Genomic DNA, 21,449 nt, shown 5'->3' with positions numbered 1-21,449 from the left:
ATGTCGAAACGAAAGCTGGAGCGTCGACATGAGCGGCCTGATGATCCCCCACGGCGCCTTCGTCTTCATCGGCGACGGCTGCAAGGCGCTGTTCCTGCGCAACGAAGGCAATCCCGCGAAGCCGAACCTGAAAACCGAGGACGTGTTCGCAGATGATAATCCGCCGACGCGCGAACAGGGGACCGATCGTCCCGGCCGTGTCAGCAAGCCGACAGGGCAAAGGGCGGCGGTCCAGCCGACCGACTGGCACGATATCGAGGAGCATCGCTTCGCCCGGCGTGTCGCAGCCGCGATGGAGCAGCTCGTCCGCGAGCGCGACGTGAAGGCGCTCGTCGTCATTGCACCGCCACGCGCATTGGCGGACCTGCGCGACGCGTTCCATGCGGACGTCAAGGCGCGCATCGTCGGCGAACTGCCCAAGGACCTGACGCGGCTTCCGGTCGACGACATCGCCCGGCATCTCGCGGCGGAGTACTAGACCAGTCTAAAGCGCGATGAGATTGGAATGAATCGTCATCGCGCTTTAGATTTTCGTTTGAGCATGATCTCCGCGCAAACGCGTTCCGCGTTTGTCGCGAGGGAAAACCGCTTCACACTTTTCCGGATCATGCTCCAGCGGCGAGAACGGTCATCATCCCGCCGCCATCGCCTGCGCGCCGCCGAGCAGCTGCGCATTGAGGCGACCGCCGGAGAACAGCATGTCGTCGAGCGCCTCATTGATGTCGGCTGAGATGACGGAATGGCCACCGTCACGCGCCAGGCTCGCCTGTGCCAGCCGCCGCATCAATTCCTTGATGAAGGCGCAACTCGTACCTTCGCTGCGCCGCGCCGCTTCGATGATGATCGCGTCATCGAGCGGCAGCCCCTTGCCGTAGAGTCGTACCAGCCTGCTGCGGCCGATCTCGTCGGGGAGAGGCACTTCGATGGCCTGGTCGATGCGGCCGGGCCGGCCGGCAAGCGCACCTTCGAGGTCCTCCGGCCGGTTGGTGGTCAGGACGAACAGGATGTCTGCATCCTCCTTCAGCCCGTCCATCTCGTTGAGCAACCTGTTCAGCAGCGATTCCTCGCACGGACCCATGTCATTGCGGTTGCGGGCGATGAGATCGACATCCTCGATCACCACCATCGAGGGCTGGAGGAGCCGCGCCAGGCTCATATACGCGCCGAGAAGGCCCATTTGCTCGGCGGTGATGATCAGGGTCGTATGCCCGGGCAAATGCGTCGCGAGATAGCGGATTGTGTGCGTCTTGCCGGTGCCCGGCGGGCCGTACAGCAAAATGCCCTTGCGCGTCGACTGGCCGAGCTGGCGCAATTGATCGCGGGTGCCGACGAATCTCAGGACGTTGCGATCAAGCAGCCGCAGGGTCTGCTCCGGCAGGATGACCTCGTCGCGTGCGACCAGCGGCAGGCGGTGTACGGTGATGCCGCGAGAGCGGCCGCGATAATCGCGGTCGGCGTCGAGCGAGAGGATTTTGCCGCGATAGGTGCGCGCGGCCTGCATCGCCTGCTCCAGCTCGCCGAAGCATCGCTGGACGAGGGCCGCGCCTGCGATGCCCGAGGGTACGGCGATTTCGATCCGAATTCCGGCCTCACGGCTGTATTCACGATGCGCGCAGAGCAGTACCGCGTAGCGGAGATCGCCCTGCGTGCACAGCCACAGCCCGTTGTCGAGGCACTTGACCGGATTGTTCTCGCCAACGTCGACATCGAAATATTGCAGCGGTGCAATCGCCTGCGCATGGCGGCCGTCACGCAGAAGTCTCGCAATCGACAGCGTCTCGTAGCGTTGTTCGTCGTTGATGCCGAACAACCGGATCGCGGAGGCGAGCAGCCGATCGATGGCCGCCTGGACGTCCGCGCGCATGTGTCCTGGAAACTGGCGAACCGTGGTGACGAGCTTGCTGAGCGGGACGCCGGTAAAATGCCGGTCCAGAACCTCGCAGGCATATTCGAACTCCTCTTCTTCCGGCTCATGGCCCGTGTTGCCTGCCGCACGCATGCAGTCGCTGCACAACCAGATCGTACGGCTCCCGAGCCGCACGTCGGTCTGCGCCTCGGGCTTGCCGCAAAGTTCGCAACTCGTCTTGACCGGCTCGAGCGTGATCCGCAGGCCGTGACCCGCAAATTGAATGTGCTGCAGCGCAGATTTGAGAAGGGCATCGGCGACGGATCGCGGGTAGGGGCCGCAACCTGCTCGTTGCTCCCGCTCAATCCGGGTCATCAGCGCGACCGCGTCACGCTCCGACTTGCCGAAAACCCGGCGCAGCAGCTCGATTACGAATTCCTCCGGCGTATCTTCATCATCATGAATCACGAGCTGGGCCGGCCCGCCGCCATCGCTGTACATATCACTCATCATGAAATTAACTCGTGCTACAACTTAAACTTGAATGGAACAAAGAAAGAACATAAAAAATGGCGGCCGTCAAGCGTGACGGCCGCTCAAAAAATGGATGGGCGACGCCTAGTGCGCCGGGCCGCCCGCCACCTTGCCGCGCCGCATCAGCAGCACCGCGATCGCGGCCAGCACCAGCACGACGCCGATCACGGCAAAGGTGTCGGAAAAGCCCATCACCAGCGCCTGGCGCTTGACCAGCTTGCCGAGCGCGATGACGGCCTGCTCATGCGCGGCGTTGGGATCCGGCACGCCATGGGCGACAAAGTAGTTCGTGAGCTGCGCGATGCGGCCGCGGACCTCCTCGCGGCCGAGCGTCACGGATTGCCCGATGATGTTGGAATGGAATTGCTCGCGCTTGGTAACGATGGTCGCGAGCACGGCGGTGCCGATCGCGCCGCCGAGGTTGCGCATCATGTTGGAGATGCCGGAGGCGGCGGCCGCGTCCTGCGGCGCGACGCTGCCGAGGCTGAGCGCGGAGAGCGGCGCCAGCGTCAGCGCCTGGCCGACCGCTCGCACGACGTTGGGCGCGAGGAACTGATCGCCCGCATAATCGAGCGACATCATGATGTTCATGAAGGAGCTCGTGGCGAACAGCAGCAGGCCGACGGTCGCGATATAGCGGGCATCGAAGCGCTGCATCAGCTTCGGCACCAGCGGAATCAAGAGAAGCTGCGGCAGGCCGGTCCAGGCCAGCACGTTGCCGATCTGCTCGGCGTTGTAGCCCTGCACCTGGCCGAGATAGGCGGGCAGCAGATAGACCGAGCCGAACAGAGCGAAGCCGAGGAAGACCGAGGCGATCGTGCCGACGCCGAAATTCCATTGCGTGAGCAACCGCAGGCGCAACAGCGGCTTTTCCACGACCAGCTCATTGTAGATGAACAGCGCGAGGCTGACGGCCGCGACAATGGCAAGTCGCACGATGAAGGGCGAGCCGAACCAGTCGTCCTTGTTGCCTTCCTCGAGCACGGCCTGGAGCGAGGCCAGGCCGACGGCCATTGTGGCGATGCCGAACCAGTCGCCTTCGCGCAGCAGGCCCAGCTGAAGCGGCTGGCGCTCCAGCGTGAAGAACAGCGTGGTGACCATGACCGCGGTCGGGACGACGTTGACGAAGAAGATGGTCTGCCAACCGTAATTCTCGGTGAGATAGCCGCCGATGGTCGGGCCGATCGCGGGCGCAAAGGTCACCGCGAGCGAGAACATCGCAAGGCCAATCGGCTGCTGGCCCTTGGGCAGCTTGGTGAAGACGAGCGTGAAGGCCATCGGGATCAGCACGCCGCCGAAGAAGCCCTGCAAGCCGCGCATCGCGATCATCGAGGGCAGGTCGTGGGTGAAGGCGCAGGCGACGGAGAATGCCGCAAACAGCGTCGCAAAGCTCAGGATGATGTTACGGAACGAGAACACGCGCGACAAATAGTCGGTGAGCGGGATGACGATGATTTCGCCGATCAGATAGGACGTCGAGATCCAGGAGCCGTTGTCGACGCCGGTGCCGATGCCGCCCTCGATGTTGAGCAGCGAGGCGTTGGTGATCTGGATGTTCAGGATCGCCATGAAGGCGCCGATCATCGCCGCGAAGACGGCGATCCAGATCGTGGCGCTGGCGCGATTCGGGTCAGTGACGACGCGATCAGGCGTCGCGGCCGGAATCGAGCGTGCGGGCGCTGGGATTGAGGGGCTGCTGGACATGGCGCGACCCTCCGGAGGTCTGGTTTGCCGTGGTCTGATTTGTCTTGGTCTGATTTGCCTTGGTCTGATTTGCCTTGGGTGCAGTCGCTGCCAGCGCGGCAGGCGCGCTGGAACGCGTCGCAATCGTCGGGATCACCGACATGCCCGGCCGCAGCGCGATCGACGGCGCGTTCTCGGCGTCGAGCGCGATCCTGACGGGGATGCGTTGAACCACCTTGGTGAAGTTGCCGGTGGCGTTGTCGGGCGGCAGCAGCGCGAACTCCTGACCGCTCGCGGGCGCGATCGAATCGACATGGCCATGCACGACCTGGCCCGGGAACATATCGACCTCGATGTCGACCGTCTGGCCGGCATGCACGTTGGTGAGCTGGGTCTCCTTGAAGTTGGCGACCACATAGGCGCCATCGGCCGGCACGATCGACATCAACTGCGTGCCGGCCTGCACGTACTGGCCGACGCGAAGTGTGCGGTTGCCGATCACGCCGTCGATCGGGGAGACGAGTGTCGTGTAGCCAAGATTGAGCTCGGCCTGGTGCTGCACGGCTTCCGCGCGGGCGAGAGCGGCCCTGGCCTGCACGATCTCGGCCTTCAACAGATCGACCTGCTTGAGGGCGGAGGCGAGATTGGCGGTGTCGCGCTGGATGGCGGCGTTTGCGCCGGCATCGCGCGCCTGTGCCTGCTGCGCATTCTGCACGCTGCCGTAGCCCGTCGCAGCGAGGTCCGTGTAGCGCTTGTTCTCCTGGCCCGCGAAGGTCTTGGTTGCAGTGTCGACGTCGATCGTCGCCTTGGCTGCCGCGATCACCGCCTGCTGAACCTCGAGCTGCGCCTCCTTGCTCGTGATGGTGGCGCTCGCGGCCGCAACGTCGGCGCGGGCCTGGTCGAGCGCGACCTTGAAGTCGCGGTCGTCGATCCGGGCCAGCACCTGGCCCGCCTTCACGTGCTCGTTATCGGCGACCTGCACCTGGACGAGATAGCCGCTGACCTTCGGCGCGATGGTGGTGTTGTCGGCTTTCACATAGGCGTCATCGGTGGAGACGAGGAAGCGGCCGACCGTCCAGTAGTCGTAACCGTACCAGCTCGCGCCGGCCAGCGCGGCAGCTGCGACACCGGCAAGCAACAGCTTGCGAAGGTTGAACTTTCTGGGTGGGGCGGACGCCGTTTCGGCGGGCAGCAGGCTCTGCGGCAGACTGGCCGGAACCCCTGTGGCTTCGATCTTGGATGGGCTGGTGTGGACGGACATGGGCGGCTCCCTGAATTAGGAAACTTGACGATTTCCAAAATACGACTAGCTTGAAAACTGTCAATAGAATGACAGGCATCATGTAAAGACATGGCTCAGGAAAAATCTTCCAGCGAATACCGCCCCCGCGGACGGCCGCCACTGCGCGATGACAGCGAGACGCGTCAGATCATCTTCGACGCCGCACGGCACGCCTTTGCCGAGAACGGCTACGCGGCGACCAGCACCGAGGAGCTGGCGCGCCGCGCCGGCATTTCTACCAAGACGCTCTATCGGCTGTTTCCGGCCAAGGCGGCGTTGTTCGAGGCCATGGTCGCCGATCGGCTCGACCGGCAGCTTTCCGACGTGCAACTCAAAGGCATCGATCACGCCGACATTGCGGAGGCCCTATCCACCGTGCTGCTCGCCTGCGCCGAGCTCGCGCTCGATCCGGAGGTCGTCGCACTGCAGCGCATCGTGCTACAGGAATCCGCCGCGTTCCCGGATCTCGCCGTGACCTTCTACCGCAACGGCATTGCGCGTACGGCGGCCGCGCTGGCGCGCTGGCTGCGCGTCCAGGTGAAGACAGAGCGCCTTGCGCTCGACAATGTCGAGGAGGCCGCGGGCATGCTGATCGGCATGGCCGTCTCGGCCCCTCAGCGCGCCGCGATCTATGGCGGTGTGCCGTTGCCGTCGCGCAAGGAGATCGAGCGCCGCGTCCGCACCGCCGCGGTCTTGTTTTTGGACGGCTGTCGCGTCGCGCCGGCTTGACGCCGCGGCCGCTTTACAGACCGGTTGCGTCGGACTATATATTTCGCATGCGAAATAAATTGCGCCGCGCGTGACAGCCGTAAGGCACCATCGGCTGATCTACCTCCTGAACGTCGCGCAGCGCCGGCTGCAGCGCTTCATGGCGGCGCAGCCGGAGAGCGAGGTGACGCCATCTCAGGCGGGCCTTCTGTTCATCCTCGGCCGACAGGACGGCGTGCTGATGGGCGAGGCGGGGGCCGCGCTCGATCTTGGGCCGGCGGGCATCTCCGGTCTCGTCGACCGGATGGCCGCGGCAAGGCTGGTCGAGCGGCGGGCCGACCGCGAAGACGGTCGCGCTTGGCGCGTCTGGTTGACGCCGAAGGGCCGTGTGGCCGAGGCGCGTGCGAAGGCGGCTGCCGCGGACATCAACGCGGCGCTGACGGAAGGATTTTCCAGCGCCGAGATCGACATCGTCGCACGCTGGCTGGCGAGCGTTCAAACCAAGTTTCCACGAGCAACAGACGAATGAGAGGAGCCGTTCCATGACCGAGCATGTCCGAACCGAGATGACCAATGGCGTGTTGACGCTGACCCTGGCGCGCCCCGATAAGAAGAATGCGCTGACGGATGCGATGTACGGCAAGCTCGCCGATACCATCGAGGGCGCCGAGACCGATCCGTCGGTCCGCGTGCTCTTGATCCGCGGAGAGGGCGACATGTTCACGGCTGGCAACGACGTTGGCGAATTCGCCGCGGTTGCCACCGGCAAATCCGAGGGCAGCCGCAACGTCGTCAGGTTCATCCAGTCGCTGGCGCGCTGCACGCGCCCGCTGGTGGCGGCCGTCCAGGGCCGCGCGGTCGGCGTCGGCACCACGATGCTCCTGCATTGCGATCTCGTCGTGCTCGCCGACAATGCGCTGTTGTCGACGCCGTTCGTCAGCCTGGCGTTGGTGCCGGAGGCGGCCTCGAGCCTGTTGATGCCGCTGCGTATCGGTCACGTCCGCGCCTACGAGATGTTCGCGCTTGGCGAGGCCGTGCCGGCGAATACCGCGCTCGAATGGGGTCTCGCCAACCGGATCGTGGCGCTCGACAAGCTCGATGTCGAGGTTGCCGCGCTCGCGCAGCGCCTCGCAAAGCAGCCGGCCGGCGCGCTGATCGCCACCAAACGGCTGATGCGAAACGGTGAGGCGCTGGTCGCGCAGATGACGGCCGAAGGCGAGCAGTTCGCACAGCGCCTGCGTACCGCGGAGGCCCGGGAGGCCTTCACCGCCTTTGCCGAGCGCCGCCCGCCGGATTTCACCAAGGTTGCGTGACCTCGCGTGAGGCCGGCGCAGCGCGCCGGCCTCCTCGGCCGTTCGTCCAGATTCATTGTCTAGACCAACCAGTCGTTGCGGCAGATTTGCATTGCAGCCAATTCAATTAGAACCTTAACGGAACGTTGGCAGGTCGCGCGGCACAGTGCCGCCGCACGAAACTGGACGCCCTGCCAATGACGATAATTAGGAAATCGGTAAGCACGCTTCTCCTGGTGCTGATGGCCCTGCTGGCCGTGGGCGCCCTGACCAGCACGGCGATCCAGATGGCCGGCGCCTTCGGCCGTTATCGGGACAGCCTTGAGACCGGGCGGCTCGCTGCCGCCGACAAGGCCATTTTTCAGGGCGTGCTGTCGCTGCGGACCAACCGCGGCGATGCGCAGAGCGCGCTGCTCGGCGAGGACGATCCGCGCGCCCGCTTGAGTGAGGTCGAGAAGCTCGAGCAGGGCGGCTATGATTCGATTGCCGCGGCCGTCGAGACCGTCGAGTTCGCCCGCCGCGACGAGCTTGCAAGCACGCTGAAGCAACGCTGGAGCGAGGCCGCGCCGCAATTCCGCTTGTTCTTCGAGGAAGCCGCGCGTCCGCGCGCCGAGCGCAAGATCGACCGCACCAACTCCTGGTACGATGCGGTGACCAAGACCATCGACACTGCGAACCTCGCCTCCACCGCGGTCTCGAACCGCGCCTGGATGAACGATCCTTTCATCGCCCGGATGATCCAGGTTCGCCGCCTCGCCTGGCAGGTGCGCGACCGCTACGGCATCCAGTGCTCGGCGTTGCGCCCCAACGTGAACGCCAGCAAGCCGCTCGACGAGACCCAGAAGCTGAACGTGGCGCAATGGAACGGCGTCGTCGGCGCAGGCTGGACCGGAATCGAGGAACTCCTCGCCGCGCCTGATGTGACCGCAGATCTCGTCTCGGCAGCCAAGGAGGCGCATGCGAAAACCGACTCGGTCGTGCAGCAGATTTCGCAGCTCACCAGGAATTTCGACGGCAGCGGCCGTCCAGCCGTTGCCGCGCAGGAGTGGAATGCGCTCTGCCAGTCGCCGTTCGGGCCGATCGTCGCCGTCGCCAACAAGGCGCTCGACCAGTCGATCGCGCGCGCGGAAGCCGTGCAGGAGACGGCGCTCACCAAACTCGTGGTGCAGTCGCTGGCCTTCCTTGCGGCGCTGACCGTGACCCTGACCGGCGTGTTCGTGGTGCGCAATCGCCTGGTGCGGCCGGTGCAATCGCTGATGGGCGCGATCGCGCGGATCAGCGCGCGCGACTACGCAACGCCGGTGCCGCAGTTGAAATACCCCGACGAGTTCGGCACCATGGCGTCAGCGCTCGAGAGCCTGCGCGAGAGCGCGGCGACGGCGGAGCGGCTCGGTCAGGAGCGCGAGGCGCAGCAAGCCCAGCAACTCGCCCGCTCGGGCGCGGTCGACGCGGCTTGCCGGCGTTTCGACGACACCGTGCAGGCGGTGATTCATAACGTTGCCGAATCGACGAGGGAGCTCGACGCCACGGCGACGGGTGTGCGTTCGCTGGTCTCGGAGTCGAGCAACCAGACGGCTGCGGTGTCCTCCGCGGCCGAGCAGGCCACCAATAATCTCGAGACCATTGCGGCCGCGACCGAGGAGCTGTCGGCATCGGTCGGCGAGATCTCTGCGCAGGTGCAGGCCAGTGCGCGCGAGGCGCGCGAGGCGGTCGCGCAGGCCGAGCAGACCAATGCGACGGTCGAGATCCTCGATCAGACGGCGAGCCGCATCAGCGAGGTCGTGAAGATGATCCACGCCATCGCCGGCCAGACCAACCTTCTCGCGCTCAACGCCACCATCGAGGCGGCGCGTGCCGGCGAGGCGGGCCGGGGCTTCGCCGTGGTCGCCGGCGAGGTCAAGAGTCTGGCGTCGCAGACGGCGACCGCGACCGAGGAAATCTCGCGCCAGGTCGCGGAGATCCAGTCCGCGACGGGGCAGGCGGTTTCCGCGATCCGGTCGATCGGCGGGGCGATCAGCGGCATCGACGAGAAGATGACGGCGATCGCTGCGGCCGTCGAGGAGCAGCGCGCGGCGACCACCGAAATCTCGCGCAACTTCCAGCAGGCCGCGCTCGGCACCCGCGAGGTGACCGATACCATCGGCAGCGTCGCCGGCCTCAACCGCGAGACCGGCAATGCCGGCACCGTGTTGACGGAGTCGGTCAAGAAGATGTCGGCCGATGCCGACCGCCTGCGCGTGGCGGTCGAGGGCTTCCTGGGCGCCGTGCGGGCGGCGTAGACTCGTCAGATCTGAAGTTCCCGCCGCGATCGGCATTGCCGCAGCTGCGCGACCGCGCTAAATGGTAGCGGTACCATGCTCGCGCGGCATTGCGGGCGGCCCACCAGAAAGTCGCGGCAAGAAATCCAGGGAGTAAGTTTCGATGTCGGCCACGCCCCAAAGCAAAGCCCAGCGTCCGTATCGGGGCGTCTTTCCCGTCGCCCCCACGATCTTCAACGAGCGTGGGGAGCTCGACCTCGAGGGCCAGCGTCGCTGCATCGATTTCATGATCGATGCCGGCTCGAATGGCATCTGCATCCTCGCCAATTTCTCCGAGCAGTTCGTGTTGACCGACGCCGAGCGCGAGACCGTGATGCATGCCGTGCTGGAGCATGTCGCCGGCCGCGTCCCCGTCATCGTCACCACCACCCATTTCTCCTCGGCCGTGTGCGCGGCGCGCAGCAAGCAGGCGGAGGCCGCCGGCGCCGCCATGGTGATGGTGATGCCGCCTTATCACGGCGCGACCTTCCGCGTACCTGAGAAGGGCATCGTCGAATTCTTCAAGGTGCTGTCGGCGGCGATCGAAATTCCGATCATGATCCAGGACGCGCCGGTCGCGGGCACGCCGCTGTCGGTGGAATTGCTGGCCCGGCTGGCACGGGAGTTTTCCAACATCCGCTATTTCAAGATCGAGGTCCCCGGCGCTGCCGCAAAGCTGCGCGGCCTGATCGAGGCGGGCGGCAAGGATATTGAAGGCCCGTGGGACGGCGAGGAAGCCATCACGCTGATGGCCGATCTCGACGCCGGTGCCACCGGCGCGATGACCGGCGGCGGCTATCCCGACGGCATCCGTCAGATCATCGATCCCTATTTCGCTGGCAAGCGCGAGGAGGCGAAGGCCGCCTATGAGCGCTGGCTGCCGCTGATCAACTACGAGAACCGCCAGTGCGGCCTGATCGCCTGCAAGGCGATGATGCAGGCCGGCGGCGTGATCAAGTCCGACGCCGTGCGCCATCCCCTGCAACCGCTGCACCCGGCCACGCGCGCGGGCCTGCTCGAGCTCGCCAAGGAACGCGACGCGTTGGCGCTGCGCTGGGGGAAGTAGCGAGCCACATATTCCGCTGTCGTCCCCGCCTGCGCGGGGACGACACCGAGCTTGTTGAAGCGGCGGCTGCAGGAACAGTAGGAATCCCTATGCGATAGCCCTGCCGTTTGGGCGAAGCGTCGAATTGGCGCGCTTCGGCCGGTTTCGCGCGACTGTGCGATGACGTAATGTTCCCGGGCCAACCAGGCCCGCGCAGCACCTCGAGACATCGCGCGTCAGCACTTCATTATGCCGTTATCCCGGGCCAGGTTGGCGCAAGCCGACGCAAACAGGGAGGCAGTGCCATGACAATGCGGCCAGATCCGACCTTCCACGCATCGCCAAGACTCGCGATGGAAGCGCCGCCCGAAAATTTCGCTTATACGTTGCTGCTCAGCCCGGATTTCTCCAAGCCCGACGCACTCGCGGTCATCGACGTCAAGCCGGGATCGCCGACCTATAGCAAGATCGTCCACACCGTGACGATGCCGAACAAGGGCGACGAGTTTCATCACTTTGGATGGAATGCCTGCTCATCCGCATTGTCTCCGCTCGCCGGACATGCGTTCATCGAGCGACGCTATCTCATCATTCCCGGCCTGCGCTCATCGCGCATCTACATCATCGACACCAGGCCCGATCCGACCCAAGCTAAGATTCTCAAGATCATCGAGCCGGAGGAAGTCTTCAAGAAAACCGGCTACTCGCGACCACACACCATCCATTGCGGGCCGGACGGCATCTACGTCAGCACGCTCGGCGGCGGCGGCAAGGACGGCACGAGCGGGCCTCCCGGCGTCTTCATCATGGATTGCGAGACGTTCGAGGTGCTCGGTCGCTGGGAGATCGATCGCGGTCCGCAGACGCTGCACTATGACTTCTGGTGGAATCTGCCGCGCGACTACATGGTGACGAGCGAGTGGGGATTGCCGCCGCAATTCGAGAACGGCATCGTTCCCGAAGATCTGCTGTCGAACAAATATGGCCACCGGCTCCATTTCTGGGATCTCCGGGCACGGCGCAACGTCCAGACCATCGATCTCGGTGCGAACCATCAGATGGCGCTGGAGGTGCGGCCCGCGCACGATCCGGTTCGTGAGTACGGCTTTGCCGGCGTGGTGGTCGATACCACCAATTTGGAAGGCTCGATCTGGACCTGGTGGCGCGAAGGCGGAAAATTCCATGCCGAGAAGACCGCGACCATCCCGCCGGAGCCTGCCGCCAAAGAAAAGCTTCCGCCGCTTTTGCAGGGGTTTGGTGCCGTCCCGCCACTGGTGACCGACATCGATCTGTCGATGGACGACAGGTTCCTTTACGTCTCCTGCTGGGGCACCGGCGAGATGCGCCAGTACGACGTCAGCGATCCCCGGAAACCCAAGCTCGCGGGCTCGGTGTACACCGGAGGCATCGTGCGCCGCGCGCCGCATCCGAGCGGCAAGGCATATGCAGGTGGCCCGCAGATGGTCGAGATCAGCCGCGACGGCAAGCGGGTGTACTGGACCAACTCGCTCTACTCGACCTGGGACGACCAGTTCTATCCCGATGGCGTTCCCGGCGTCGAAGTGATGGCCAATGTCGGTCGCAACGGCGGCCTCGAACTCGCGAGCGACTATTTCGTCAGCTTCCCGGACGGCTACCGGGCGCACCAGATCAGACTTGAGGGCGGCGACTGTTCGACGGATTCCTTTTGCTATCCGTCGGCCTAGATTGGGGAGAGGCGAGCCGGACACTTGTCTGGCTCTGGCTCGCTCTTATTGCGAGCGGCATCTATCACGGGCTCAATCCGGGGATGGGATGGCCGCTCGCGGTTTCGGCAGGGCTCATGGAACGAAGCCCGACTGCGCTGTTTGGAGCGCTGGGCGCTCTATCGGCCGGCCATCTGCTGGCGACATTCCTGGTGCTCCTGCCGTTCGCGCTGTTGCTGACCCTGGCCGAATGGCAGCGTCCGATCCAACTCGGCGCGAGCCTCCTCGTGATTGGTTTCGGCATCTTTCGCTTCATCAACAGGCGCCATCCGCGGGCACTGGCGCGGATACCGCCAACGCAGCTGGCGCTGTGGTCGTTTGCCATCGCTCTTGCCCATGGCGCCGCGTTGATGCTGGTGCCGATCTATCTCGGGCTATGCCAGGTCGCGGACCTCGACGTCGGCCACCAAGCAGCCGGCTCCCTCATCACGGCAAATCTTGCGATGGCGGTGTTGGTTTCGCTTGCGCACGTCGTCGCAATGGTCTTCGCGGGTGGTTGCCTTGCGTGGCTGGTCTACCGCTATCTCGGTCTTAAGTTCGTGTCGCGAAGCTGGTTCAATCTGGACGCGGTCTGGGCCGCGAGCCTCATCTTCGTTGGCGCAGCCGCGCTCGCACTCAATCTCGCGAGCTGGCGATGAGCCCTACGTCGCCAATGGCCACTCTCCGATGATGTGAAAGCGTGCCGCTGCGTTTTCCTGTCGGAACAGCGCGATGCGGTCGATGGCGAGCGTCACAAGGCGCAGCTCGGCAAACCGCTTCCGCAGCATCTCGACGATCGGCCCACGCCGCTCCGCATCGAGCCGGCCCGTGAGCGTCATGTGAAAGCGGAATTCTTCCATCACGTAGGGGTAGCCCCAGCGATCGAGATAATCGCGCTGCCGCTCGGGCAGCCTATCCGGGTTGCGCCTCGCGCGATCGTTCGCCGTCAGCGGCGCACGAAACGCATCGAAATCGCGCACGCAATCGGCGGCGAGCTGTGTCAATTCGCCGACGGGCTCGGCCGGGATCACCGCAATGAAGCCGCTGATGGAATCCACGATCGGACGAATCACGGGGATCGGCCGCGGCTTGCCAGCGAACGCTGCGCACGCCGCTACCAGTTCGGCCTCGGTCTTGCCCCCCGCCAGCGCCATCGGCGCCTTCAGCGTGCCGTGAAAACCATATTTGCGGGGATCGGCCGTGACGTCATGCCAATCGGTTGCAAGGTGCAGCGCCTCTGCAGGGAAGGGCGACTCGCGGCCGCCATGGGCATCATAGCCGAGCAGCCCGGCGCCGAAGCGCGATAGCACGCTCTCGGCATCGGCGGCATAGTAGATCGCGTAGCGGGGAAAACCTGTCATCGCCTCAGCTATAGCGGGTTTAGACGGCGGCGACAGCCTCACGCGGCGCCGCGGCTGAGCCCAGCAGGCGCGAGCCATCGGTGAGGTGGACGAGCTTGCCTGCAGCGATCACCGCGACCACCCGCGGCCGCAGCGGCACGGTGTCGTCGACCAGCAGGATGTCGGCGCGCCGTCCTTCCTTGATCGTTCCGCGATCGGACAGGCCCGCGGCCTCTGCCGGAGCTTCCGAGATCAGCTTCCAGGCCTGCGCCAGCGGCAGCACGCCATCGGCCGCGAGCCGGAAGGCGGCGAGCAGTTGCGCCGGATAGTAGTAGTCCGAGGCCAGCACCGAACAGAGTCCCTTGGCGATCATGTCGGAGGCTTTGGTCCAGCCAGTATGGCTGCCGCCGCGCACCACGTTGGGCGCGCCGTAGATGATGGCGTCGCCGGCCTCCGCGGCCGCGCGCGCCGTCTCTTCGTTGACCGGAAATTCGGCGATCGTGGCGCCCATGTCACGATACGCCTTGCGCACCGCCGGTGTCGAATCGTCATGCGAGAGCATCCGTACCTCGGCCGCGCGGGCCGCCGCAGCAAGCCGCGCGGTCGTCGCCGGGACGTCCGCCGCGCGAGCGGCGACGCGACCGACCAGCTCTTCGAAAGCCGTGTCGGACAGTCCGGTCCGGTCAACCAAGCGGCCGCGCTTGTTCGGCTTTGAAAGATCGCGGATGGTCGCAGCCATGTGATCGTTGAAGGCGAACAGATCGATCCGTCCTTCGGCGAGCCATTGGCCGATCTCGTCCTCCGCGTCGAGATTGTAGGTCTCGTGCCGCAGATGGAAGCGGGTATCGGCGGCAAATTGCGGCCGCAAGCGTTCGATCGCCACCAGCAGGCGCCGTGCATTGTCGCCAGAGCGCAGGCCCGGCTCCCACGACCAGGTCGTGCCGTGGAAGACGGTGGTGATGCCGTTGCTGATCACCTGCCGGTCGCTGTCGGCGAGCGCCACGTCGATCGGGAAGTCGACGCCAGGGCGCGGCATCATCTGCCGCTCGAAGGCATCGCCATGCAGGTCGACGATGCCCGGCAAGACCAAAAGACTCCGGGCGTCGATCGCAAGTGGCGCACGTGCGCGGCCGCGATCGATTGCTGCAATTTCCTGCCCGGACAGGACGAGTGAGGTTTCGACGATCTCCGAGCCGATCAGTGCCCGGCCGCCTTCAAGATAAATTTCAGTCACGCGGGGATGCTTCGCTTGCTGGGAGAGGACTGGTTGGCAACGATCCGTGCTTCGTACTTTGCGAGGAAATCTTCAATCCCAAGCTTGCGGAAATCAGGCAAGGCCTCACGCAAGCTTTCGTGATGCCAGTCCCACCAGGCGAGCCTTGCCAGGCGGTCGGCGATCTCGTCGGAGAACCGCCGTCGGACCGGACGGGCCGGATTGCCGGCGACGATGGTGTAGGCGGGGACGTCCTTGGTGACGATGGCGCCTGCGGCTACCACGGCGCCGGTGCCGATATTGCGGCCTGGCAGCACGATCGCGCCATGGCCGATCCAGACATCATGACCGATGTAAACGTGATGCTGGCGCCGCCAGTCGAAGAACTCGGCCTCGTCGCTCTCGCCCGGAAAGTAGGCACTCGCACGATAGGTGAAATGCGCCTGGCTGGCGCGTTGCATCGGGTGATTGCCAGGATTGATACGCGTCATCGCTGCGATCGAGCAGAATTTTCCAATCGTCGTGTAGGTGATCTGCGAATCGTTCACGACGTAGGAATAGTCGCCCATCGTCACCTCGTGCAGGATCGTGCGCGCGCCGACCTCGCAATAGGCGCCGAGCTTGATCTCGTGAAGCTTGGCCGTGGAATCGATGGTCGGTTGGACCGAAAGCGCTTTGGCGACCATGATGCGTCCGTCAACGGGAGAGGGGCGTTCGTCTTCGAGCGCCTTGATGACGATGTCATGACGAAGAGATGACGGGGGATGGCGTGCGTAGCATCGCCGCACTGCCCTGCCCCTGTCACACAAATGTAAAGCGGCGGCGTTAGCGGTTGGGCCCAGCTAGTTGGGAGCTCCTGCATGCTGGTGCTTGAAGGTCTGACGTGCCGCTTCGGCACAAAAGCCGCGGTGGACAGTGCTTCGTTTGAGGTTGCTCCCGGCGGCTTTGTCGGCGTGATCGGCCGCTCGGGCGCCGGCAAGTCGACCTTGCTGCGGACCATCAACCGCCTGGTGACGCCTACGGAGGGGCGCATCCTGTTCGACGGCGTCGACGTCACCGCGCTGCGCGGCAAGGAGCTGCGGCAATGGCGCGCCCGCGCCGCGATGATCTTCCAGCAGTTCAATCTCGTCGGCCGCCTCGACGTGCTCACCAACGTGCTGATGGGCCGCCTTGCCGCGATGCCGGCCTGGCGCTCGCTGACGCAGGCCTGGCTAGAGGAGGACAGGGCGCTGGCGATGTCGGCGCTCGAGCAGTTCGACATGGCCTCGCTCGCGGCGCAGCGCACCGACCAGCTTTCCGGCGGCCAGCAGCAGCGCGTCGCGATCGCTCGCGCACTGGTGCAGCAGCCTGATCTCATCCTCGCCGACGAGCCGATCGCCTCGCTCGACCCGCGCAACACGAAAATCGTGATGGATGCGCTGCTGCGCATCAACAAGCATTTCGGCATCACCGTGATCTGCAACCTGCATTCGCTCGATCTGGCGCGCAGCTATTGCGACCGTCTGATCGGCATGGCGGCGGGCCGCGTGGTGTTCGACGGCGCGCCGTCGGCGCTCACCGAGCACGTCGCGCGTGAGCTCTACGATCTCGAAGCCAGCGAAGTCATGGGTGGCGTGCCACTGCCGGCGCCCGAAGCCGTTCCAGCGCTCGGCAGCGCTGCCGCCGCCTGAGCCCCGACCCAAGTTTTTGCGTTTACCGCGTCCAACCGATCAAGAGGGTATCATGATCACTCGTCGCATCGTACTTGCCGGCGCCGCCGCGCTGGCCTTCACCGTATCTGCGTCTGCCGAAGACTGGAAAGCGAAATATCCGGAGCTGACATTTGCCGTTGTCCCGGCCGAGAACGCCTCGGGCGTCACCGAACGCTGGGCTCCGTTCATGACCTACCTCTCGAAGGAACTCGGCGTAAAGGTCACGCTGCGGATCGCCAATGACTACGCCGCCGTGATCGAAGGTCAGCGTGCCGGCAACATCCAGATCGCAAGTTATGGGTCGGCCTCGTTTGCGCGCGCCCGGCTGACCGGCGTCAAGACGGACGCCTTTGCGAGCGATCTGAACGCGGATGGCGGCACGGGCTATTATTCGGTGTTCTTCGTCAAGGCGAACAGCCCCTACAAGAGCATTGACGAGCTGAAGGGCAAGAACCTCGGCCTGGTCGATCCGAATTCGACCTCAGGCAACAACGTGCCGCGCTTCGAGCTCGACAAGATGGGCATCGCGGATGTCGACACGTATTTCAGCAAGGTCGTCTTCACCGGCAGCCATGAGAATGCGATCCTTGCCTTGGCGCAGGGCACGGTCGATGTTGCCGCCAACCAATGGACCAGCGACGACGATTCCACCCTGGCGCAGATGCTGACCAAGGGCATGCTGAAGAACGCCGACGGCTCGCCGATGAAGAAGGACGATTTCCGCATCATTCACAAGTCGGCGCCGATCATTGGCCCTTCGATGTACGCCTATAGCTCCGACCTCCCCGATGACCTGAAGGCCGCGATCGCCAAGGCATTCTTCGACTCGCCCACCAAGGACAAGGCTGCGTTCGATCGGCTCTCGGACGGCCAGAAAAAGGGTTTTCATCCCGCGACCACCAAGGATTGGGATGGCACGATCGAGCTGATCAAGTTCGTCGACGCGCTACGCAAGAAGAAGGCGTCCTGATATTCGGGACGACGCACTGGAGCCGGGTCAATCGACCCGGCTCTTCTTTATGACCGGCTGGTGATCCCAACCACATGACGATCGCGGTCTCGATCCTCCCCGAGCACCAACTTGCTGCACTGAATGCCGCTTATGGCCAGGCGGTGGCGCGCAAGCGGCTGCGGCTTCTGCTGGGAACGGCGCTGTTCACCGTCGCGCTGCTGATTGCAGCGATCGGGGCCGAGGTGAACGTCCGGACGCTCTTCACCTATTTCGGCAATTTCGTCAGCTATTTCGATCGCATCCTCACGCTCGAAAATGGCCAGCGCGTCTGGACCGACGTCGGTGAATGGCTGTGGGGCTGGCGCAAATGGCTGAAGATGTTGGGTGAGACGCTGCTGATCAGCTATGTCGGCACGCTGATCGGCGCGGTCTGTGCCTTCTGCCTGAATTTTTTCGCCGCGGAGAACACGTCGCCGGCGCCCTGGCTGCGCTTCACGGTTCGCCGCCTGCTCGAATTCGCCCGCACCGTGCCGGGCATCGTGTTTGCGCTGATCTTCGTCATGGCCTTCGGGCTCGGGCCGATGGCCGGCGTGCTGGCGATCGCCATTCACTCAACCGGCGCGCTCGGCAAGCTGTTCGCCGAGATCGTAGAGAATGCCGACATGAAGCCGGTCGAAGGCGTGCGCTCGACCGGCGCGAGCTGGCTCTCGTGCATGCGCTTTGCCGTGCTGCCGCAGGTCTCGGCCGGCTATGTCAGCTACGCGCTGCTGCGCTTCGAGATCAACGTCCGCGAATCCTCGGTGATGGGTTTCGTCGGTGCCGGTGGCGTCGGCCAGGAGCTCGTGGTCGCGATCCGAAAATTCTACTACTCCGACGTCAGCGCGATCCTGCTGATGATCGTGCTCACGATCTTCGTCATCGACATCACGACTGGCTGGTTGCGTGCGCGGCTGTTCGGCAGGGATGCACGGTCATGAAGCAGTTCGAGAAGCCCGACACCGCAGCGCTGCGGACGAAATATCCCGAGGCCTTCGAGCGGCCGGCGGCCGCGCGTCTGGCGATGCCGGCGATGATTGTGGCCGCGCTCGCCGTCTTTATCTTCGGCCTGCAGGATCTCGGCTTCGAACCGGCGAAGTTCATCGCGGGCCTCAAGCAGCTCGGCTGGATCACCATGATGATGATCCCGCCCGATCCCGGAACGTCGTTGCCGCTCTATCTGAAGGCGCTCGGCGAGACGCTGTCGATCGCGCTGCTCGGCACAACGCTGGCCGCAACGCTGGCGCTGCCCGTTTCCCTGCTCGCGGCGCGCAACATCGTGCCGCCGAACATCATCCGCTTTCCGGTGCGCCGCTTCCTCGACTCGATCCGCGGCGTCGATACGCTGATCTGGGCGCTGGTCTGGATCAATGTCGTCGGGCTCGGGCCGTTCGCCGGCGTGCTCGCGATCATGGTCTCGGACTTCGGCGCGCTCGGTAAGTTGTTTTCGGAGGCGATCGAGGCGGCCGACAAGAAGCAGGTCGAGGGCATCAGGGCGTCAGGGGGCAACGCCTTGCATGAGATCCGCTTCGGCCTGATGCCGCAGGTGCTGCCGGTCATCGCCGGCCAGGTGCTCTACTTCATCGAATCGAACACGCGCTCGGCCAGCATCATCGGCATCGTCGGTGCCGGCGGCATCGGGCTTCAGCTCGCCGAGCAGATCCGCGTGCTGGAATGGCAGAAGGTGTCGTTCCTCGTGCTCATGATCCTGGTCGCTGTCGCCGCGATCGATTTCATCTCCGGCAAGCTGCGCTTTGCCATCATCGGCAGGCGGGCTGTGGCATAGAGCGGCTGCTCTCGTAGGGTGGGCAAAGCAAAGCGTGCCCACCGCTTCTGTCGCGACCTCGGAGAGAGGGTGGGCACGGCGCAAGTGCGCCTTTGTCCACCCTACGATTCCACCAAGAACTCCACCCGCTCCGCCGCAAATCGCGAGCGTTTCGTCACCAGCGGCTTGCCGTCCGGATCGAGGTCGGTGGAATCGACCACCAGGATCGGGCGTCCGAGCGCGAGATCGAGCCGCGCGGCGTCGGTCGCGTCGACGATGCCGGCGGTGATCCGGGTCGAGCCGCGGCGGTAGTCGCGGACGCCGTAATGCGCGAGCAGCTTTGTCATCGAGCGTGTGGCGGCGAATACCGCGCCCGCATCAGGAAAGAGTTCGGCTGATAGCCAGGACGTCGAGACGCAGATCGGCGTGCGGTCCGCCAAGCGCACGGATTCGATCCGGACCAGCCGCGCCCCGGTCTTCACGCCGAGCTCCCGCGCGAGCTCCCGGCTCGCCACGTCCTCCGACGCCTCGATCAACTGTCCGCGCGGCTCGCGGCCGCCGGCGCCGACGATCTCCGAGAAGCGCGTACGCGAGCGCAGTGGATAGGCGAGCTTCTGCGCCTCGACATAGGTGCCGCTGCCACGCTCGGCGCGCACCAGGCCGCGCTCGGCAAGGGCCGCCAGCGCGCGCCGCACCGTATGGCGGTTCACACGATAGGTCTCGGCGATCTCCATCTCGCCCGGCAGCTTCTCGCCGGCCGCGAAGCGGCCGTCGGCGATGCCGCGCTCGATGCCGTCGGCGACCAGGCGCCACAGCGCGACGCCGGAAGAGGCGGTGTCCTGAAGGCTCATAATGGGGAACAGCCTATCCCGAAAATCATACGGTTGTCACGAAACAGTCATGGCGCTTCCTTATCAAGTTGTCTATTATCATAGACAACTTGAATTCGGCAAGCCTGGTGGAATGACGTGACCCCGCAAGACAGCCTCACGACGCGGCGCAAGGCGGCGATGGCCGTGCTGGCGCACGCCGAACCCGGCGACATCGCCGAGCGTCTCAGCACAATCGCGCTGCCGCAACACGACGACCTGCGCGCGCCAGAGAACGGCCTGGTGATGCTGCGCGGCCGCGTCGGTGGCGACGGTGCGCCGTTCAACCTGGGCGAAGCCACCGTGTCGCGCGCCGCGGTGCGGCTTGCGAGCGGCGAGGTCGGTTTCGGCTATACGCTCGGCCGCGACGGTGAGAAGGCCAGGCTGATCGCGCTCTGCGACGCGCTCGTGCAGTCGGTAGAATTTGGTGCCCTCGTCGAACGTGAGGTCGTCGCGCCGCTGCGCGCGGACCTGCACGCGCGGCAGGCGCAGCGCGGCGCGCAGACGGCCGCAACGAAGGTTGATTTCTACACCATGGTGCGCGGTGAGGGGTGAGGCCATGACCACGATTGCGGAGCTGCCGCCGGGTTTCGCCGACAAGGTGTTGTCGGCGCAATCGACCTTTCGTTCGGTCATGGACGCGATGGCGCGGCCGGGCTCGGTCCAGCGCATCGTGCCGGTCGCAGGCACGCCCGGTCCCATGATGCGCGGGACCGCGGCGATCGCGCTCACATTGTTCGACCACGATACGCCGCTCTGGCTCGATGCGCGAATGTCGGAGAACTCCGACGTCCCAAAATGGCTGAAATTCCATACCGGCGCGCCGGTGATCCAGGATGCTTCGGTCGCGAGCTTTGCGCTGATCGCCGACGGTGCCATGCTTCCTTCACTCGAGCGATTTGCGCTCGGAAGTAACGAATATCCGGATCGCTCGACCACGGTGATCCTGCAAGTGGAGAGCCTCGACGCAGGGGGCGCCTTCGAGCTTCGTGGCCCGGGTATCGACGGCGTGACGACGCTTCACGTAGCAATCAGGCCGGCCGACCTCTTCGTGCGCCTACGCATCAACGAGGCGCCGTTTCCGCGTGGCATCGACGTGGTGTTGGTCGCCGACGACGCCGTGGTTGCGATCCCCCGTACCACGTGTGTCGCGAACAAGGGGAGCCAGTAGC

Annotated in this window: 21 protein-coding genes; 14 read left to right on the top strand and 7 right to left on the bottom strand. The window is 65.0% G+C overall.

Annotated elements, in window-relative coordinates; all coding sequences use genetic code 11:
• Positions 1-28: 28 nt before the first annotated feature.
• Positions 29-478: a host attachment protein gene (locus tag SO140_RS11640; protein ID WP_449378183.1), complete on the top strand. Its 450-nt coding sequence runs from the start codon at positions 29-31 to the stop codon at positions 476-478.
• Between the two features lie 153 nt (positions 479-631).
• On the opposite strand, the gene SO140_RS11635 is transcribed toward SO140_RS11640, so the two are convergent.
• The 3 genes from SO140_RS11635 to SO140_RS11625 all read right to left on the bottom strand — a co-directional run bounded on the left by SO140_RS11635 (position 632) and on the right by SO140_RS11625 (position 5,324).
• A complete protein-coding gene (locus SO140_RS11635) occupies positions 632-2,359 on the bottom strand; it encodes an ATP-dependent Clp protease adaptor ClpS (RefSeq protein WP_449378182.1) in 1,728 nt (575 codons plus the stop codon).
• Between the two features lie 105 nt (positions 2,360-2,464).
• Positions 2,465-4,084 carry an MDR family MFS transporter gene (locus tag SO140_RS11630; RefSeq protein WP_449378181.1) on the bottom strand — a complete coding sequence of 540 codons (1,620 nt, stop codon included), beginning with the start codon at positions 4,082-4,084 and terminating at the stop codon, positions 2,465-2,467.
• Positions 4,026-5,324: an HlyD family secretion protein gene (locus SO140_RS11625; RefSeq protein ID WP_449378180.1), complete on the bottom strand. Its 1,299-nt coding sequence runs from the start codon at positions 5,322-5,324 to the stop codon at positions 4,026-4,028. Before SO140_RS11625 ends, SO140_RS11630 begins: the two co-directional genes overlap by 59 nt.
• A 90-nt stretch (positions 5,325-5,414) precedes the next feature.
• Between SO140_RS11625 and SO140_RS11620 the strand changes: the two genes are divergently transcribed.
• From SO140_RS11620 to SO140_RS11590, 7 genes are all read left to right on the top strand, one after another.
• Complete coding sequence (locus SO140_RS11620) at positions 5,415-6,074, top strand: TetR/AcrR family transcriptional regulator (RefSeq protein WP_449378179.1); 660 nt, start codon at positions 5,415-5,417, stop codon at positions 6,072-6,074.
• A 139-nt stretch (positions 6,075-6,213) separates the two neighbouring features.
• Positions 6,214-6,582: a MarR family winged helix-turn-helix transcriptional regulator gene (locus SO140_RS11615; protein ID WP_449378263.1), complete on the top strand. Its 369-nt coding sequence runs from the start codon at positions 6,214-6,216 to the stop codon at positions 6,580-6,582.
• A 13-nt stretch (positions 6,583-6,595) separates the two neighbouring features.
• Positions 6,596-7,366 carry an enoyl-CoA hydratase gene (locus SO140_RS11610; protein WP_449378178.1) on the top strand — a complete coding sequence of 257 codons (771 nt, stop codon included), beginning with the start codon at positions 6,596-6,598 and terminating at the stop codon, positions 7,364-7,366.
• A 176-nt stretch (positions 7,367-7,542) separates the two neighbouring features.
• Positions 7,543-9,624, top strand: coding sequence for a methyl-accepting chemotaxis protein (locus SO140_RS11605; RefSeq protein ID WP_449378177.1), 2,082 nt, complete (start codon positions 7,543-7,545; stop codon positions 9,622-9,624).
• Positions 9,625-9,766: 142 nt separating this feature from the next.
• On the top strand, positions 9,767-10,708 hold the full coding sequence (locus SO140_RS11600) for a dihydrodipicolinate synthase family protein (RefSeq protein ID WP_449378176.1): 942 nt from the start codon (positions 9,767-9,769) through the stop codon (positions 10,706-10,708).
• Between the two features lie 284 nt (positions 10,709-10,992).
• Positions 10,993-12,393: a selenium-binding protein SBP56-related protein gene (locus tag SO140_RS11595; RefSeq protein ID WP_449378175.1), complete on the top strand. Its 1,401-nt coding sequence runs from the start codon at positions 10,993-10,995 to the stop codon at positions 12,391-12,393.
• 83 nt (positions 12,394-12,476) lie between these two features.
• Positions 12,477-13,070, top strand: a complete 594-nt coding sequence (locus SO140_RS11590) for a hypothetical protein (RefSeq protein ID WP_449378174.1) — start codon at positions 12,477-12,479, stop codon at positions 13,068-13,070.
• 3 nt (positions 13,071-13,073) lie between these two features.
• Here SO140_RS11590 and SO140_RS11585 read toward each other — a convergent pair whose 3' ends face one another.
• Genes SO140_RS11585 through SO140_RS11575 form a run of 3 tightly spaced genes read right to left on the bottom strand, consistent with a single transcriptional unit; the run spans position 13,074 to position 15,650 of the window.
• Positions 13,074-13,772, bottom strand: a complete 699-nt coding sequence (locus SO140_RS11585) for a DUF1045 domain-containing protein (RefSeq protein WP_449378173.1) — start codon at positions 13,770-13,772, stop codon at positions 13,074-13,076.
• Positions 13,773-13,791: 19 nt separating this feature from the next.
• Positions 13,792-14,985: an alpha-D-ribose 1-methylphosphonate 5-triphosphate diphosphatase gene (locus SO140_RS11580; RefSeq protein ID WP_449378172.1), complete on the bottom strand. Its 1,194-nt coding sequence runs from the start codon at positions 14,983-14,985 to the stop codon at positions 13,792-13,794.
• Positions 14,982-15,650, bottom strand: coding sequence for an LbetaH domain-containing protein (locus SO140_RS11575; RefSeq protein ID WP_449378171.1), 669 nt, complete (start codon positions 15,648-15,650; stop codon positions 14,982-14,984). The genes SO140_RS11580 and SO140_RS11575 overlap by 4 nt, the downstream gene beginning before the upstream one ends.
• A gap of 174 nt (positions 15,651-15,824) precedes the next feature.
• Here SO140_RS11575 and phnC point away from each other — a divergent pair, with 174 nt between their 5' ends.
• The 4 genes from phnC to phnE (SO140_RS11555) all read left to right on the top strand — a co-directional run bounded on the left by phnC (position 15,825) and on the right by phnE (SO140_RS11555) (position 19,429).
• Positions 15,825-16,634, top strand: a complete 810-nt coding sequence (gene phnC / locus SO140_RS11570) for a phosphonate ABC transporter ATP-binding protein (RefSeq protein ID WP_449378170.1) — start codon at positions 15,825-15,827, stop codon at positions 16,632-16,634.
• 52 nt (positions 16,635-16,686) lie between these two features.
• A complete protein-coding gene (gene phnD, locus SO140_RS11565; RefSeq protein ID WP_449378169.1) occupies positions 16,687-17,625 on the top strand; it encodes a phosphonate ABC transporter substrate-binding protein in 939 nt (312 codons plus the stop codon).
• Positions 17,626-17,699: 74 nt separating this feature from the next.
• Entirely contained in the window at positions 17,700-18,584 is an 885-nt protein-coding gene (phnE, locus tag SO140_RS11560; protein WP_449378168.1) for a phosphonate ABC transporter, permease protein PhnE, read from the top strand.
• Entirely contained in the window at positions 18,581-19,429 is an 849-nt protein-coding gene (gene phnE / locus SO140_RS11555) for a phosphonate ABC transporter, permease protein PhnE (protein ID WP_449378167.1), read from the top strand. The genes phnE (SO140_RS11560) and phnE (SO140_RS11555) overlap by 4 nt, the downstream gene beginning before the upstream one ends.
• A gap of 101 nt (positions 19,430-19,530) precedes the next feature.
• Here phnE (SO140_RS11555) and phnF read toward each other — a convergent pair whose 3' ends face one another.
• Positions 19,531-20,259: a phosphonate metabolism transcriptional regulator PhnF gene (gene phnF, locus SO140_RS11550; protein WP_449378166.1), complete on the bottom strand. Its 729-nt coding sequence runs from the start codon at positions 20,257-20,259 to the stop codon at positions 19,531-19,533.
• Between the two features lie 159 nt (positions 20,260-20,418).
• Here phnF and phnG point away from each other — a divergent pair, with 159 nt between their 5' ends.
• Positions 20,419-20,832 (top strand): phosphonate C-P lyase system protein PhnG, encoded by a 414-nt coding sequence (gene phnG / locus SO140_RS11545; RefSeq protein ID WP_449378262.1) that lies wholly within the window; start codon positions 20,419-20,421, stop codon positions 20,830-20,832.
• A gap of 4 nt (positions 20,833-20,836) precedes the next feature.
• A complete protein-coding gene (gene phnH / locus SO140_RS11540; RefSeq protein WP_449378165.1) occupies positions 20,837-21,448 on the top strand; it encodes a phosphonate C-P lyase system protein PhnH in 612 nt (203 codons plus the stop codon).
• Position 21,449 lies beyond the last annotated feature (1 nt).

It is taken from the genome of Bradyrhizobium sp. UFLA05-108, assembly GCF_059803455.1.
This window is presented reverse-complemented; position numbering and strand designations above follow the sequence as displayed.

Coding starts and splice junctions, on each gene's coding strand:
- SO140_RS11640 (WP_449378183.1), top strand. CDS start 29: ATGAGCGGCCTGATGATCCCCCACGGCGCCTTCGTCTTCATCGGCGAC.
- SO140_RS11635 (WP_449378182.1), bottom strand. CDS start 2,359: ATGATGAGTGATATGTACAGCGATGGCGGCGGGCCGGCCCAGCTCGTG.
- SO140_RS11630 (WP_449378181.1), bottom strand. CDS start 4,084: ATGTCCAGCAGCCCCTCAATCCCAGCGCCCGCACGCTCGATTCCGGCC.
- SO140_RS11625 (WP_449378180.1), bottom strand. CDS start 5,324: ATGTCCGTCCACACCAGCCCATCCAAGATCGAAGCCACAGGGGTTCCG.
- SO140_RS11620 (WP_449378179.1), top strand. CDS start 5,415: ATGGCTCAGGAAAAATCTTCCAGCGAATACCGCCCCCGCGGACGGCCG.
- SO140_RS11615 (WP_449378263.1), top strand. CDS start 6,214: ATGGCGGCGCAGCCGGAGAGCGAGGTGACGCCATCTCAGGCGGGCCTT.
- SO140_RS11610 (WP_449378178.1), top strand. CDS start 6,596: ATGACCGAGCATGTCCGAACCGAGATGACCAATGGCGTGTTGACGCTG.
- SO140_RS11605 (WP_449378177.1), top strand. CDS start 7,543: ATGACGATAATTAGGAAATCGGTAAGCACGCTTCTCCTGGTGCTGATG.
- SO140_RS11600 (WP_449378176.1), top strand. CDS start 9,767: ATGTCGGCCACGCCCCAAAGCAAAGCCCAGCGTCCGTATCGGGGCGTC.
- SO140_RS11595 (WP_449378175.1), top strand. CDS start 10,993: ATGACAATGCGGCCAGATCCGACCTTCCACGCATCGCCAAGACTCGCG.
- SO140_RS11590 (WP_449378174.1), top strand. CDS start 12,477: ATGGGATGGCCGCTCGCGGTTTCGGCAGGGCTCATGGAACGAAGCCCG.
- SO140_RS11585 (WP_449378173.1), bottom strand. CDS start 13,772: ATGACAGGTTTTCCCCGCTACGCGATCTACTATGCCGCCGATGCCGAG.
- SO140_RS11575 (WP_449378171.1), bottom strand. CDS start 15,650: ATGGTCGCCAAAGCGCTTTCGGTCCAACCGACCATCGATTCCACGGCC.
- phnC (WP_449378170.1), top strand. CDS start 15,825: ATGCTGGTGCTTGAAGGTCTGACGTGCCGCTTCGGCACAAAAGCCGCG.
- phnD (WP_449378169.1), top strand. CDS start 16,687: ATGATCACTCGTCGCATCGTACTTGCCGGCGCCGCCGCGCTGGCCTTC.
- phnE (WP_449378168.1), top strand. CDS start 17,700: ATGACGATCGCGGTCTCGATCCTCCCCGAGCACCAACTTGCTGCACTG.
- phnE (WP_449378167.1), top strand. CDS start 18,581: ATGAAGCAGTTCGAGAAGCCCGACACCGCAGCGCTGCGGACGAAATAT.
- phnF (WP_449378166.1), bottom strand. CDS start 20,259: ATGAGCCTTCAGGACACCGCCTCTTCCGGCGTCGCGCTGTGGCGCCTG.
- phnG (WP_449378262.1), top strand. CDS start 20,419: ATGGCCGTGCTGGCGCACGCCGAACCCGGCGACATCGCCGAGCGTCTC.
- phnH (WP_449378165.1), top strand. CDS start 20,837: ATGACCACGATTGCGGAGCTGCCGCCGGGTTTCGCCGACAAGGTGTTG.